The sequence below is a fragment of the Streptomyces sp. NPDC051183 genome, assembly GCF_040682455.1.
Taxonomy (GTDB): domain Bacteria; phylum Actinomycetota; class Actinomycetes; order Streptomycetales; family Streptomycetaceae; genus Streptomyces.
On sequence record NZ_JBFBBA010000017.1, the window covers coordinates 69,351 to 82,777 of the forward strand.

Below are 13,427 nucleotides of genomic sequence, written 5' to 3' on the forward strand. Positions count from 1 at the left end.
GGCCAGATTCCGGCGGCTGATTCCAGCCTAGGTGCGCTCCGTCCGGTGCGCGCTCCGGTTACGCTGCGTATCGTATGGTGGGCGCCGAGTCGCGGGATCCGCGGGTCACAGTCCCTGCGCCAGCCGGTAGTACGCCTGCCGAAGCCGTACCCCTGGGCCATGAGCCGCTGGACCGCGAGGCCGGGCAGCTGGCGCAGTCCGCCGAGGTCCTCGAAGTTGGTGGTGAAGGCCCCGAAGCCGCCCGTTTCGAGGAAGGTGCGCAGGCCGGCTTCGATGCGGGCGGCGTAGCGCAGCGAGTCGTGCCGCTCGCCTCCCGGTCGCAGTTCCGGCGCCAGGTCGTACAGGTCCTCGTACTCCTTGACCAGGGCGGTCACCTCGGTCTCGGCCCGGCGACGGCCGTACGGTCGATGTCCGCGCGCAGATTTAGGGTCCGGCCGTACCGGGCAACGCCTTCACGGTCACCGCGACCCTGGGCAACGGGTCGGCCAAGCCCTGGACCCGTGCACTCCTGGCGCTGCGCGCCCCCACAGGCTGGCAGGTCCGGGCGACCACCGCGACGGGCCACGGCACCGCGGAGTCCCCGACCGGGCCGCTGCGCTACTCCGCCACGGAGCGGGTCCCCACGGCGCCGGCCGACGACGCCTATCTGAGCGATCTGGAGTGGGTGTCGGCCGCCAACGGCTGGGGTCCGGTGGAGCGCGACCGGTCCAACGGGCGTAAGGCGGCCGGGGACGGCGCGCCGATCTCGTTCGGCGGTGTGACGTACGCCAAGGGCCTGGGCGTCCACGCGCCCTCCGAGATCGTCTACCACCTCGGCGGTAGGGCGGACCGCTTCACCGCGCTCGTCGGCATCGACGACTTCTCGACGAACCAGGCCGCCACGGGCGCGACGAAGGCCTCGGTGCGGGGCGACGGGAAGGTGCTGTTCACCAGCGCCGAGCTGACCGGCGCGGGCGGCCCCGTGCAGGTGGACCTCGACGTGCGCGGGGTGAAGCTGCTGCACCTGGTCGTCGAGGACGCCAACGCCAATTCGGCCCTCGACCACACCTCCTGAGCCCTCGCCCGCGTCACCGTGCTCTGAGCCGGGCGCCCCGGGCCCCGTTCTACGGGATCGCATATGCAAGGTCTCACTGTGTAAACACCCCATAGATGCGGCTCCGATCCACTGCTACGGTACGCAGCTGCCGCCCACCGCACTGGGCGCCATCCTGCGGAGATCCGAGGAGATGGATCCCATGAACCCTGACCTGCGCCAACGCTCCAGCCGCCGGGGGCGGGCACTCGCCCTCGTGGCGGGTGCCGCTCTGGCCGTGGCCGTGCCCTTCGCCGCGTACGCCAATTCCGTCGGCGTCACCGTCCGCACCCCCGGAGCCACGGCCGGCCCCGCCTCCACGTTCGCCGAGATCACCACCGACGCCGCCTGCTCCAGCGGCCTGGTCTCCGGCGGCGGCATCAGCCAGACCATCGGCACCGGCAGCTCCTCCAACGGCAACAAGGTCAACGGCACGGTGCCCAGCCCCAACGGCAGTACCGAGTACCTCGGCTCCACCGGGGTCGTCGGCACCGACGTCACCCACTGGCTGGGCATCGGCGGGAGCGGGGGAGCGGTCAACGCCTCCTTCTCCAGCACCCCGTACGCCATGTGCTTCAACAGCAGCCTCGTCGACCACACCCAAGTGGTGATGAACAAGCTGGCCGGACCCACCACCAGCGGCACCGTCGGCCTCGTCACCGCCTCCTGTCCCGCGAACACCCGCCTGCTCGGCGGCGGCGCCCGCATCACCCCCGCGAGCGTCGGCAGCCTCAAGCCGATCGCAAGCTTCCCCACCTTCAACGACTCCGGCCACGGCTTCGGCCAGAAGGCCGCCGCCAACGGCGAGACGAACCCCGACTCCTGGACCGCCGTCGGCTGGAACGGCGGCGGAGGCAACAGCAACAACACCACCTACGCCTACGCCATCTGCAGTGGCGACGACATCGACGTCAGCGGGGCCACGGTCACCGTCCGGCACACCTCGGTCAGCGGTCCCACCGCCGCCACGACCGGGCAGACGGCCACCGTCGGCTGCGGTGAGGGCGACGGCACACTGGTCAGCGGCGGCGCCGCGATCAGCGGGGGCAGCCTCACCACCACCAACTTCACCGGTCCCGGCTCCGTCGGCGACCACCTCAACGGCAGCTACCCCAGCACCTCCGGCGGCAGCCCGGTCGGCGACGGAACCACCACGGCCGCGTACTGGACCGCCGACGCCCACACCGGCGGCGGCAGCTCCCCGAACACCTACACCGACGGCTGGGCGCTCTGCGCCGACGACGGCATCTGATCCCGCACGGCACCCGCACCCCATCCTTCCGGACACGGCAGAAGAACCGACACATGAATGCATTGAGACCTGCGCGGACCCCCGCTGTGGTCCTGGCCGGCGCCGCGGTGCTCCTGAGCGCCGCGCTCTTCCCGCCTCCCGCAGCCGCCACCGCGGCCGAGCCCGCCTGCGGCACGGCGGGCATCCGCAGCGCCGACCCCGGCGCCGGATGCAGTTGGACCGCACCCGGCACCGACACCTTCACCGTCCCGGCCGGAGTCAGCTCCTTGACCGTGGACCTGTTCGGCGCCGAGGGCGGCAGCGCCGCGGGATACGTCACCCCCAACCCGCCCGAGACCGGGGCCCCCGGAGGCCTCGGCGGCCACACCCGCGCCACCCTGGCCGTCACCCCCGGCCAGGTCCTCCAGCTCACCGTGGGCGCCGCCGGCAGTTCCGGCAGCTCCCGGCGCGGCGAGTACGCACGCCCCGGCGGTCACGGTCACGGGGCGGGCGGAGGCGGCGCCCACGGCGGCGGCGGTTCGGGCGGCGGAGCCTCCGACCTGAGCGTCGGCGCGAACGCGAACGGGACCACCGAGCGCGTGCTGGTCGCCGGCGGCGGAGGCGGGGCCGGCAACGGCGGCCCCGCCCTGCACGGCGGCCACGGCGGCGGAGGCTCCGGCGCACCCGGCGGCCAGGCCGACGGACCCCAGGGCTCCGGAATCGCCGGCGGTGGCGCGACCCGGACCGCGCACGGCACCGGCAGCCCCAACTCCAAACTGGGCGGCCCCGGCATCCCCGGCGGCGACACCGACCCCAACACCGGCCTGCCCAACCCGGGCAGCGGCGGCGCCGGTGGCAACGGCGGCCGCGGCGGCAACGGCGGAGGCGGTGGCGGAGGCGGCTACTTCGGCGGTGGCGGGGGGTCCGGCGGCGGTAATCCCGACAACCTGCCGGGCGCCGGCGGCGGCGGGGGAAGCGGTTACGCCACACCCCTCGCCACCGGAGTCAGCCTGATCGCCGGCATCAACCGGGGCAACGGTCGCGCCGCCATCTCCTGGCGGTACGACACCACCCTCACCCTCACCGCGGACACCACCACCCCCCTGTACGGGCACTCCGCCACCCTCACCGCCCAGGTCACCTCCCCGGCCGGCGGCGCCCCGACGGGCAGCGTCGTCCTCCTCGACGGCGACACCCCGCTCGGCACCGTGCCCCTGACGGACGGCCGGGCGGTGCTGCGGACCCAGGTCCTGAGGCCCGGAAGCCACTCGATCACCGCCCGCTACGAGGGCGGTCCGCTGCACGCCCCGAGCGGCAGCCCCGAACCCGTCCCGCTCACCGTCGGGTTCAGCCGTCCTTGCCTCACCGGAACCCTTGAGGGCCCGCTGACGGTGGCCGCCGGCGAGTCGCTGTGCCTGGGAGCCGGTGCCAGGCAGACCGGCCCGGTCCGGATCGAGCCCGGCGGCGCCCTGGCGGCCTCGGCCGCCGGGATCACCGGGCGGGTCTCCGCGGACGGGGCACGCGCCCTGTCCCTGTGCGCGGTACGGATCACCGGCCCGCTCGCCGTGCACGGCAGCACCGGCCCGGTCACCCTGGCGGTTCGGTCACCGGGCCGGTCACCCTGGAGTCCAACGCGGGCGGCACCGCACTGTCCGGCACCACCGTCACCGGGCCGCTGCGGTGCACGGGCAACTCTCCCGCGCCGGAGCTGCTCGACGTCACCGTGGACGGTCCGCCGTCCGGCCAGTGCCGCTGATCGGGGCGGGGCAGCCGACGTGAACGGCGGCCGTGGGGGGCCGGGGCCGAGGCCCTGCTCCCTGCCGCCGGGGCGGGCCGCAGTGCGGCAAACCGGTCGGCGCATTGACCTGAAAGGGGTACTGCGGGCGGCGAACGTGACGCGCCTGGGCAGAGGCGCGTACCGCTTCAGTAGCGTCGGGGACGGTGCAGCCCTCGGAAGGCGCTGCCGCTCCGAACGACTTGTGAGGCGTCCCCCATGGGCCTGAGCATCCGCAACCAGTTCCCCGGCACGGTCACGGCCGTCACCACGGGCGAGGCCATGGCGACCGTGAAGGTCCGCCTGGCGGGCGGTCAGGACATCACCGCCGCGATCACCGCCGACGCCGTCAAGGAGCTCGCCCTCGCGGCGGGCTCCGCGGTGAAGGCGCTCGTGAAGTCCACGGAGGTCGCGCTCGCCACCGCCCCCCTGGAGGGCATCTCCATCCGCAACCAGATCGAGGGCACGGTCACCGGCGTGTCGACCGGTGGCGCGATGGGCTCGGTCAAGGTCTCAGTCGAGGGCGGTGAACTGACCGCCGCCATCACGAAGGACGCCGTCGACGCGCTCGGTCTGACCGCCGGCACCCCGGTCGTCGCCCTGATCAAGTCGACCGAGATCTCCCTCGCCGCAGCCTGATCAGCCCGCCCGGGTGCTTCGCACGTCAGGCGAGGGTGAGGGGCAGGGCGGCCAGGCCGCGGGTGAGGCGGGTCCGGCGCCAGGTCAGGGACTCCGCGGGGGTGGCCAGGCGCATGTTCGGGAAGCGGGTCACCAGGGCGCGGAGGGCGATCTCCGCCTCGGCCCGGGCCAGGGGGGCGCCCGGGCAGCGGTGGATGCCGTGGCCGAAGGAGAGGTGGCCTCCGGCGTCGCGGTCCAGGTCCAGGTGGTTCGGGTCCGGGAAGGCCGCCGGGTCGCGGTTCGCGGCTCCGGGGGCGATGAGGACCGGGTAGCCCGCCGGGATGTCGATCCCGCCGATGCTCAGGTCCTGCGTGCTGTGGCGGAAGGTGGCCACGCTCACCGGGGAGTCGAAGCGGAGAAGTTCGTCGAGGGCGCCGGGGATCAGGTCCGGGTCCCGGCGCAGGCGGTCGAAGGCCTCCGGGTTCCGGAGCAGGGCCAGGACGGCGTTGCCGATGAAGTGGGTGGTGGTCTCGTGCCCCGCGACCAGGAGGAGGGCGGCCAGGGAGACGGTCTCGTCCCGGTCGAGGCCGCCCTCCTCGCAGTCGCGTACGAGGGAGTGGAGCGGGCCGTCACCGGGGGCGCTGCGGGCCGTGTCGACGAGGCGGGTGAGGTGGTCGCCGATGCGGTGCGACGCGGCGTCGATGCGGTCGGAGCCGGTCGCGTCGAAGAGGTCGTGGGACCAGCCGGCGAGCGTGACGCGGTCGGATTCCGGCACGCCCAGCAGCTCGCAGACGACGGTGACCGGCAGGGGTACCGCCAGATCCGCCACCAGATCGATGTCCGTGTCCGGTCGCCACGCGGCCATGAGGTCGTCCACGACCCGGGTGATGTACGGGCGCAGCGCGCGGACGCGGCCGGTGGTGAACAGGGGCGTCGCCACCCGCCGGTGGCGGGTGTGCGCGGGAGGGTCGCTCGCCAGCATGTTGCGGGAGACCGCCGGGTGCAGGTCGCGGTTCGAGGGCCGGCCGGCGAAGAAGCGGGCCGTGTCCTTGGACAGGCGGGGGTCGGTGAACGCCTCGCGGGCCTCGGGGTGGCCGGTGATCAGGTACGCGTGATGGCCGCCGGAGCCGGTGGGGATCTGTCGGACGGGGCAGCCCTCGCGCAGCCGGTCGTAGGTGGGGTACGGGTCCGCGAAGAAGCGCGGGTCGCGCAGGGGGTCCTGGCGCGGGGCGGTCACGAGGCCGCGCCCGCGGTCTCGGGCGCCGGGCGGCGCGCGTAGGCGTCCGCCACGAGCAGCAGCCAGGCGGTCTCCGCCGGGAGGTCGCCCTTGCGGGAGCGGGTGCCCGCGGCGGGCGGGGCCTCCTCGCCGTCGGGGAGGAGGCCGGTGCGCTTGGCGTCGACGGCCGCGGAGATGACCGCCGCCTCCACCTCCGCGTCGCCCTCGGGGGTGTCGGCCGCGCCCCGGCGGGCGACCTCGGCCGCCGCGGCGTCCCGTACCGACGCCTGGCGGTACCGGCGCAGGGCCAGCACGCAGTCGTTGATCTCGATGACCCGGCGGTGGAGGTGGAAGTCGAGGTCGTGGGCGTCGGCTTCGGCTTCGGTGCTGCCCGGGTCGAGCACGACCTCGGGGACCGCCGAGGTGACCTCCCGCCACAGGGGTTCCAGCGCGGCGAACGAGTTCCGTTCCCAGCGGCGGCGGCGCAGTTGGCTGAGCGGCCACAGCAGGGCGGGGAGGGTGAGCCCGACGGTGATGAGGAGCACGGCGACGGCGGGCGCGGTCACGCTGAACGTGCAGCGGAAGGGGGTCAGCGGCGTCGAGCAGCGGGCGTGGTCGGGCACGAGGCCCAGACCGAGGCCGATGGAGACCAGGGCGAAGAGCTTGTACGCGGCGTAGACGAGGGCGAAGCCACACCCGACCGAGGTCGTGCGCAGGCCCCAGCGCTGACTGCGGCGGGTCGAGCGCTTGGACTGGGCCCAGGTCTGCAGCAGGAAGTCCTTGGCCGTGTACCCGAGGTAGGAGATGTAGATGAGCACGTAGCACGCGTACAACGCCGGGTTTCGTCCGGTGAGTTGTTCGGCGGCGAAGAAGGCGCTCATGCCCGCGACGGAGATCGCGAGGGCGATGACGCGCAGTCGGATCTGCCGCTGGGCCCGTTCGCGGTCGAGGTTGAGCTGGAAGAGGAAGGCGAGGACCGAGGTGGCCGCCGTCAGGGTGAAGGTGTTGCTGAGGAGCCGGGCGACGTGGGGGACCACCGATTCGACCGCGCGCTCGACGGCGGGGGCGTAGGAGGCGAAGGCGAGGGCGAACGAGGTCAGCAGCGCCGCCATCGCCCAGGTGCCCGTGGGGCGGTGTCCGCCGCGTCCTCGCACCCAGTAGGCGGCGAAGCACAGCAGCACGAGGGCCGTGCCCGTGAAGAGGATGTTGATCATTTCCGGTGGCGCTTCTTCCTGTGTGGCTCGGCGAACAGCGCGTCCCAGCTCTCGGCGCCGCTGGCGGGCCGGGTCGACGGGCTTTCGCGTCCCCGGTACATGAGTTGTCGGATCACGCTGGCCATCACCTCGGCCTCGCGTTCGTCCTCGCTGGTGTAGCTGGTCCGGCCGGACATGCGCTGGACGAGGGTGGGGTTGAACCCGATCGCGTGCAGGGCGTCCCGGTCCAGCTCCAGGCTGCCGGGGTGGTCGCAGATGATGTGGCTGATCTCGTGGGCGAGGATGTGGTTCTGGTGGAGGGCGGAGGTGGCCTCCTCGTAGAACAACAGGTCGGCGTCCGGGGTCTCCAGACGGATGCCGCACGGGGCGTCCGTAGCGCCCAGGGTGCTCAGCGGGCGCAGGACGATGGGGCGTCCGCGTTGTTCGGCCACGGCGTCGCGCAGGTCGCGGGTGCTGAAGCGGTGCGGGAGTCGAAGTGCCTCGATGCGCGCCTCACACCTGGCGCGAAGCTGCTCAAGGTCCATGTCCTCACTCTGGTGACGCCGGTCGGGGGGTGGTCGGCCGGTGCGAACCTCTCCCCGGGAAGCCCGGTGGGCGCGCCGCGCGCCCCCATGCTGACATGATCACGACTTCGTTGCGCAGCCGGGGGTGGGGAGCGTGAGAGCGCCGCCGCCCGCCGCGCCGTTCAGTCGTCCAGGTTCAGGTCCTGGGCGGCGTCCTCGGTGGTGAGTCCTTCGAGTTTCCGGGCCTGTTCGATCACGGTGGACAGCATCTTCAGGCTGTCGACGCTCAGGCCGTTGGCGCGCAGGGCCACCTTGCGGACGTCCTGGTCGCGCATGGCGGCGAGGAGGTCGATCTCGGCCCTGGTGCGTTCGGCCGCCGCGCTGTCGACGAAGTAACCCGCCGGTACGCCGAAGAAGTCGGCCAGCGCCTTGATGGTGTGCCGCGTCGGGTTCCGCTTGGCGCCGGTGCGCAGTTGCTGGATGGCGCTCGCGGTCACCCCGCGCCCCTCTCCGGTCGCGGCCTTGCGGATCCCCTCGGCGACCTCGGCGTAGGTGTAGGGCCCACGGGAAGGGGGGTGCACCTCCCGGAAGAGGTGGTCCAGGAGTTGGGCGAAGGTGGGCGACTGGTCATCCTCCACGTACACGGCCTCCTTGGCGTGATGCCGAGCCTTTGCCCACCACAGTGTTGCTCGAGGCCCTTCGGGCCGGCACCGGCAACACTTTGGTTGACGCCGGACAGTCACTCTGGTGTACGTTACCAATGCTTCGCCGCCACTGGAGTGTCGAGGGGGGGGTGGCGGCGGCGCCGGCCGGGTCGGGGTCGAGCTTCACGGGGGTGAGCTCGGCCGACGGCCCGCCGTACTGTGCCGCCTCGGGGTATTGCGTATTTATGGCGAACGTCAATATTATTCGATCCACCGTTGAGCGGAGGTTCGTATGGCGACGTGGCGCATTGGTACGACGGTGATCCACAAGGTGCTGGAGGCGGAAATCGCCGTGCCGCTCGCGGGGGTCCTGCGGACGGACGACACCGCGCTCCTGAAGAAGTACCCGTGGCCCGGTCCTGGCTACAGCAGGCCGGACGGCACCTTCGTGCTCTCGGTGCACGGGCTGCTCGTGGACACCGGTACGCGCAGGATCCTCGTGGACACGTGCGTGGGCAACGCCCGGGCATCAGTGCCCTTCCTGCAGATGCTGGACACCACGTGGCTCGACGACCTCACCGCCCTCGGCCACCCGCCGGAATCGATCGACACCGTGGTGTGCACCCACCTCCACTTCGACCACATCGGATGGAACACGCACCTGGTGGAAGGGAAGTGGGTGCCCACCTTCCCCCGTGCACGTCACCTCGTCACGCGCGTCGAATGGGACCACTGGGCGGACGAGGCGGAGACCAACCTCCCCGACACGATGCAGCCCCTCATCGATGCGGGTCTCGTGGACTTCGTCGGAACCGACCACCGGGTGTGCGACGGAGTACGCCTGGAAGCCGCCCCCGGGCACACCCCGGGCCAGGTCGCGGTCGTGGTCGAATCCGGCGGGGAACGCGCCGTCATCACCGGTGACCTCGTGCACCACCCGCTGCAGTTCATCGAACCGGACGTGGCCGGCCTCGCCGACACCGACGCGGCGCAGGCCGCAGCCACCCGGCGGGCATTCGTCGACCGGTACGCCGATAGGGGAACGCTCGTGATCGGCACCCACTTCCCCGCCCCCACGGCCGGCCTGCTCCGGCGCGGCGGCGACGGGAGCGTGCGGTTCGTCGCGGACGGCCCGCGCTGAACCGTGGACTTCCGCCAGCTGACGTACTTCCTCGCCATCGTGGACCACGGCGGCTTCAGCCGCGCGGCCGCGGCACTCTACGTGTCCCAGCCGTCCCTGTCGCAGGCCATCCAGGTCCTGGAGCGCGAACTGGACAGCAGCCTGTTCCACCGGGTGGGCAGGAAGGTGGTCCTCACCGAGGCCGGCACCGCACTGGTGCCACCGGCACGCGAAGCCCTGCGCGCCCTGGAGCTCGCCAGGGCCGGGGTCGGCGCCGTGCGGGAACTGCGCGCCGGGCGCCTGGAGATCACCTCGATGCCCTCACCCGCGATCGACCCCCTCAGCGGCATGATCCAGCGCTTCAGCGAACGCCATCCGGCCGTGTCGCTCAGCCTGCGGGTGGCCCTCACCCGCGAGGACGTGGTCGAGATGGTGCGCACGGGAGGCTGCGAACTCGGGTTGCTGGCCACCACCTCGTTGCCGCTGCCGAACGCGGACGTCGTCCCGCACCATGTCGGGGATCACCGGCTCGTCCTGGTCACCCCGCCGACCGGCCCGTTCCCGGCCGGCCGGCCGGTCCGGCGCGAACAGCTCGAAGGACACCGGCTGATCGTCGGGCAGCGGGGGACCGGGATCCGCGCCTACGTCGACGACCTGAAGGCGCAGGGGATCGACGTCCGCATCGCGGTGGAGACCGAACACCGCGTGGCCTTCCTCCCCCTGGTGCTCGGGGGTGTCGGACTGGCGGTGGTGACGGAGTCCTGGGCCGACCTGTCCGAGCGGGCGGGAGCCCTCGTCCTCGATCTGGAGCCGGCCTGTGTCCAGCACGACGTCCTGGTGAGCCGCAAGGCGCGGCTGACGCCGGCCGCCCGCGCCTTCCTGGAACTCGCCGTCCCACCGACCCATAGGGTCCGCCTATGAGTCACATCGGGGATGGGTGTTGGACCCGGACCGCCCCCGATTGCTGGAATGCGAACCATGACGAACCACAGCATCGCCCTCATCCCCGGTGACGGCATCGGCACCGAAGTCCTCCCGGCGGCATGCGAGGTCCTCGACACCGTCGGGAAGCGCCACGGCATCACCTTCACCTACGAGCGGTTCGACTGGTCCTGCGAGCGCTACCTCCGCCACGGCTCGATGATGCCCGAGGACGGACTGGAGCAGCTCCGCCGGCACGACGCGATCCTGCTCGGCGCCGTCGGCTGCCCGGGTGTGCCGGACCACGTCTCGCTGTGGGGTCTGCTCATCCCGATCCGCCGGGCCTTCGGCCAGTACGTCAACCTCCGCCCGATCCGTGTGTTCGACGGTCTTCCCAGCCCCGTACGGGGCGCCGGGCCCGGCGCAGTGGACTTCGTGGTCGTCCGGGAGAACACCGAGGGCGAGTACAGCGAGATCGGCGGCCGGATGAACCGCGGGGGCCCGGACGAAATGGCCGTGCAGCAAGCCGTGTTCACACGGGCGGGGGTCACCAGGGTCCTCGACTTCGCGTTCCGCCTCGCCGAACGGCGCGGCGGCGTACTCACGTCGGCGACCAAGTCCAACGGCATCGTGCACACCATGCCGTTCTGGGACGAGCTCGTCGCCGAGCGCTCCGCCGAGCACCCCGCGGTCGAGTGGAACCAGGAGCACATCGACGCCCTGGCCGCCAAGTTCGTCCTCGACCCCGCACGCTTCGACGTCGTCGTCGCGTCCAACCTCCTCGGGGACATCCTCAGCGACCTGGCGGCGGCGGTGGCCGGCGGCATCGGCATCGCTCCGTCCGCCAACCTCGACCCGTCGGGCGAGCACCCGTCCATGTTCGAGCCGGTCCACGGATCGGCCCCCGACATCGCGGGGCAGGGCCTCGCCAATCCCATCGGCGCGATCTGGTCCGCCGCCATGATGCTCGACCACCTCGGGCACCCCGGGGCCGCGGCCGACATCAACGGGGCCATCGCCCGCGTCCTGGCCACCACCCCGGTACGCACGCGCGACCTCGGAGGCTCCGCCTCCACCGCCGAATTCACCTCCGCCGTCCTTCAGCACCTCTGACGGCCCCCTCCAGGTCCCGCGGTGCGCACCCGGCGCGGGACCTGGAGGCATGGTGTGTCCGCCGCAGGACTGTTCGCCGCAGGGCGGCGGGGGCGGCTACGGCACCGCCGGATGGTGCAGGCGGCGCCAGTAGCCGGCGACGTCCTCGGTGGCGGTGGTGACCGAGTCGAGGGTCATCGTCGTGCGCGAGTCCCGGCCGTACCGATCCCACTGCGGCATGGGGTGGTGGTTCGGGTCGCCGGTGCGGACGAAGGAGATCCAGGACGCGTGCATGGTCGCGGCGAGACCGTCCCGGACCCTGGGGCCCAGCCCGGTGAGGAAGGGCGCCTGCGACCACTTGTCGAAGTTGTTGAACACGAAGGGCAGCTCCAGGCAGTGCGCGGCGGCGAGTTGGCCGTTGTGCGCGGGCGTCGGGAGGTTGAACTGGTACGCCCAGACGGGACGCCCACGCGCCGCCCGCCGTTCGGCCAGCGCCACGCACGGCATGCGGAACAGGTCGTCGCTGATCAGGTCCATCAGCACATCCAGCGGGCGGGCGCCCGGGCGGGCCTCCTCGTACGCGGTGTAAGCCTGGGCCGCCCGGCTTCCGAAGGTGTTCCGGGCTCTGGCGAGCACCTGCTCCTTGGTCGCCGTGGCGTACGGCTCGCTGAGGGCGAAGGCGAAGTTCGCCTCCTCCCTGGTCCAGCCGATCAGGACCTCGATGTCCGCCCCGGCATCGCTGAGCAGCAGGTCGGCGGGGTTGCGGTCCAGCGTGACCCCGTCGAGCACCGGCAGGAACGGGGTCGACCAGTACCCCCACTGTGCGGTGCGCCCGAACATCTCGAAGGTGGCGGCGATCAGGCGCGGCCAGGGCACGGCCCGGAGCTCCGCCACGTCCTTGGCCCCGACGATGTCCAGGAAGGCCGCGGTGCGCTGCAGGGACTCGGCGCGGGTGGGGATCTTCAGCCCGAGCGGCGGGCTCTGCAGGATCGCGCGCCGGAACAGTGGGCGGCCCTTGGTCCGGGCGCCGGCCAGCGCCGCGACCGACAGGGCGCCGCCGGACTGTCCGGCAACGGTGATGTTGTCCGGGTCGCCGCCGAACGCGGCGATGTTCTCCCGTACCCAGTTCAGCGCGGCGAGCTGGTCGGTGAGCCAGAAGTTCCCGCCGGCGCCGTCCTCCCCGAAGTAGAGGTAACCCAGCGGGCCCAGGCGGTAGTTGATGGTCACGACGACGAGGTCGCCACTGCGTGCGAAGGTCTCGCCGGAGTAGTTGGGCATCGAGCCGGATCCGGAGATGAAGCCGCCGCCGTGGATCCACACCATCACCGGCCGCTTGGCGCCGCCGGTCTGCGGGGCCCAGACGTTGAGCGTGAGGCAGTCCTCGTCGAAGGGAGGCGAGCCGTGCGTTCCGAGGACCTGGTCGCCCCCTTCCCGGTAGGGCTGCGGTGCGCTCGGCCCGAAGGCGGTCGCATCGCGCGTCCCCTCCCAGCCGGGATGGGGCTGGGCCGGCCGCCATCGAAGGGCGCCGACGGGCGGCGCCGCGTAGGGCACGCCCTGGAAGACGTTGAGGCCCCCTTCCGTGCTGCCGCGCAGCCGGCCCGCGGGCGCCTCCACCACGGGTGAGGACGCGGTTGCGCGCGGGGCGGCCTGTGCCGTGCCCGCACCCGCCACACCGGAGAGCAGTGCGGCACCGGCCAACATCCCGCTGTTCTTGAGGATGTTGCGCCGCGATGGATCATCGGTCATGTTGCTTCACTCCCTGCCTGGGCAAGAGCTGTCGCCGAATTGGCATTGCGCCGTTGTGACGGGCGTCAGTATTGCGCCATGTTCCGGGCCGGGGTCAAGGGGTGCGGCGCATGGGGGATCGGCAATATCGTGAACTCTTGACGTGCGTCGGCAATACGCGATAGACACGTGTCACTTCCGAAACCCCCGGAGCGGTCGGCGTGCTCGGCCAGGCAGCGGCTCTCGCTTCGAGCCCGTGCGGGCGGCGGCGAAACGCGCACGGCGGCCGGGCCCCTG

General features: G+C 72.5%; 12 protein-coding genes and 1 pseudogene. 7 read left to right on the plus strand and 6 right to left on the minus strand.

What is annotated here, in order from left to right; translation table 11 throughout:
- Positions 1-137: 137 nt before the first annotated feature.
- Positions 138-463: pseudogene (locus AB0M99_RS17235) on the minus strand (L-arabinose isomerase); the annotation flags it as partial.
- A 201-nt stretch (positions 464-664) separates the two neighbouring features.
- Here AB0M99_RS17235 and AB0M99_RS17240 point away from each other — a divergent pair.
- From AB0M99_RS17240 to AB0M99_RS17255, 4 genes are all read left to right on the plus strand, one after another.
- A complete protein-coding gene (locus AB0M99_RS17240) occupies positions 665-1,054 on the plus strand; it encodes an NPCBM/NEW2 domain-containing protein (RefSeq protein WP_365921116.1) in 390 nt (129 codons plus the stop codon).
- A gap of 181 nt (positions 1,055-1,235) precedes the next feature.
- Positions 1,236-2,324 carry a hypothetical protein gene (locus AB0M99_RS17245; RefSeq protein ID WP_365921118.1) on the plus strand — a complete coding sequence of 363 codons (1,089 nt, stop codon included), beginning with the start codon at positions 1,236-1,238 and terminating at the stop codon, positions 2,322-2,324.
- Between the two features lie 53 nt (positions 2,325-2,377).
- Positions 2,378-4,306: an Ig-like domain-containing protein gene (locus AB0M99_RS17250; protein WP_365921121.1), complete on the plus strand. Its 1,929-nt coding sequence runs from the start codon at positions 2,378-2,380 to the stop codon at positions 4,304-4,306.
- On the plus strand, positions 4,297-4,716 hold the full coding sequence (locus tag AB0M99_RS17255) for a TOBE domain-containing protein (RefSeq protein ID WP_365921123.1): 420 nt from the start codon (positions 4,297-4,299) through the stop codon (positions 4,714-4,716). Before AB0M99_RS17250 ends, AB0M99_RS17255 begins: the two co-directional genes overlap by 10 nt.
- A gap of 25 nt (positions 4,717-4,741) precedes the next feature.
- Here AB0M99_RS17255 and AB0M99_RS17260 read toward each other — a convergent pair whose 3' ends face one another.
- The 4 genes from AB0M99_RS17260 to AB0M99_RS17275 all read right to left on the minus strand — a co-directional run bounded on the left by AB0M99_RS17260 (position 4,742) and on the right by AB0M99_RS17275 (position 8,266).
- Positions 4,742-5,932: a cytochrome P450 gene (locus tag AB0M99_RS17260; protein ID WP_365921124.1), complete on the minus strand. Its 1,191-nt coding sequence runs from the start codon at positions 5,930-5,932 to the stop codon at positions 4,742-4,744.
- Positions 5,929-7,125: an MAB_1171c family putative transporter gene (locus tag AB0M99_RS17265; RefSeq protein WP_365921126.1), complete on the minus strand. Its 1,197-nt coding sequence runs from the start codon at positions 7,123-7,125 to the stop codon at positions 5,929-5,931. Before AB0M99_RS17265 ends, AB0M99_RS17260 begins: the two co-directional genes overlap by 4 nt.
- Positions 7,122-7,649: a regulator component gene (locus tag AB0M99_RS17270; RefSeq protein ID WP_365921128.1), complete on the minus strand. Its 528-nt coding sequence runs from the start codon at positions 7,647-7,649 to the stop codon at positions 7,122-7,124. Before AB0M99_RS17270 ends, AB0M99_RS17265 begins: the two co-directional genes overlap by 4 nt.
- Positions 7,650-7,810: 161 nt before the next feature.
- Positions 7,811-8,266: a helix-turn-helix transcriptional regulator gene (locus tag AB0M99_RS17275; protein ID WP_365921130.1), complete on the minus strand. Its 456-nt coding sequence runs from the start codon at positions 8,264-8,266 to the stop codon at positions 7,811-7,813.
- Positions 8,267-8,564: 298 nt separating this feature from the next.
- Here AB0M99_RS17275 and AB0M99_RS17280 point away from each other — a divergent pair, with 298 nt between their 5' ends.
- From AB0M99_RS17280 to AB0M99_RS17290, 3 genes are read left to right on the plus strand one after another with little or no spacing between them, the layout of a single operon-like run.
- Positions 8,565-9,413 (plus strand): MBL fold metallo-hydrolase, encoded by an 849-nt coding sequence (locus tag AB0M99_RS17280; RefSeq protein WP_365921132.1) that lies wholly within the window; start codon positions 8,565-8,567, stop codon positions 9,411-9,413.
- Positions 9,414-9,416: 3 nt separating this feature from the next.
- Positions 9,417-10,313, plus strand: coding sequence for a LysR family transcriptional regulator (locus AB0M99_RS17285; RefSeq protein WP_365921134.1), 897 nt, complete (start codon positions 9,417-9,419; stop codon positions 10,311-10,313).
- Positions 10,314-10,370: 57 nt separating this feature from the next.
- A complete protein-coding gene (locus tag AB0M99_RS17290; RefSeq protein ID WP_365921136.1) occupies positions 10,371-11,426 on the plus strand; it encodes a tartrate dehydrogenase in 1,056 nt (351 codons plus the stop codon).
- A gap of 96 nt (positions 11,427-11,522) precedes the next feature.
- Here the strand turns inward: AB0M99_RS17290 and AB0M99_RS17295 are convergent, their stop codons facing one another.
- Positions 11,523-13,151 (minus strand): carboxylesterase family protein, encoded by a 1,629-nt coding sequence (locus AB0M99_RS17295; protein WP_365921138.1) that lies wholly within the window; start codon positions 13,149-13,151, stop codon positions 11,523-11,525.
- Between the last annotated feature and the right edge of the window lie 276 nt (positions 13,152-13,427).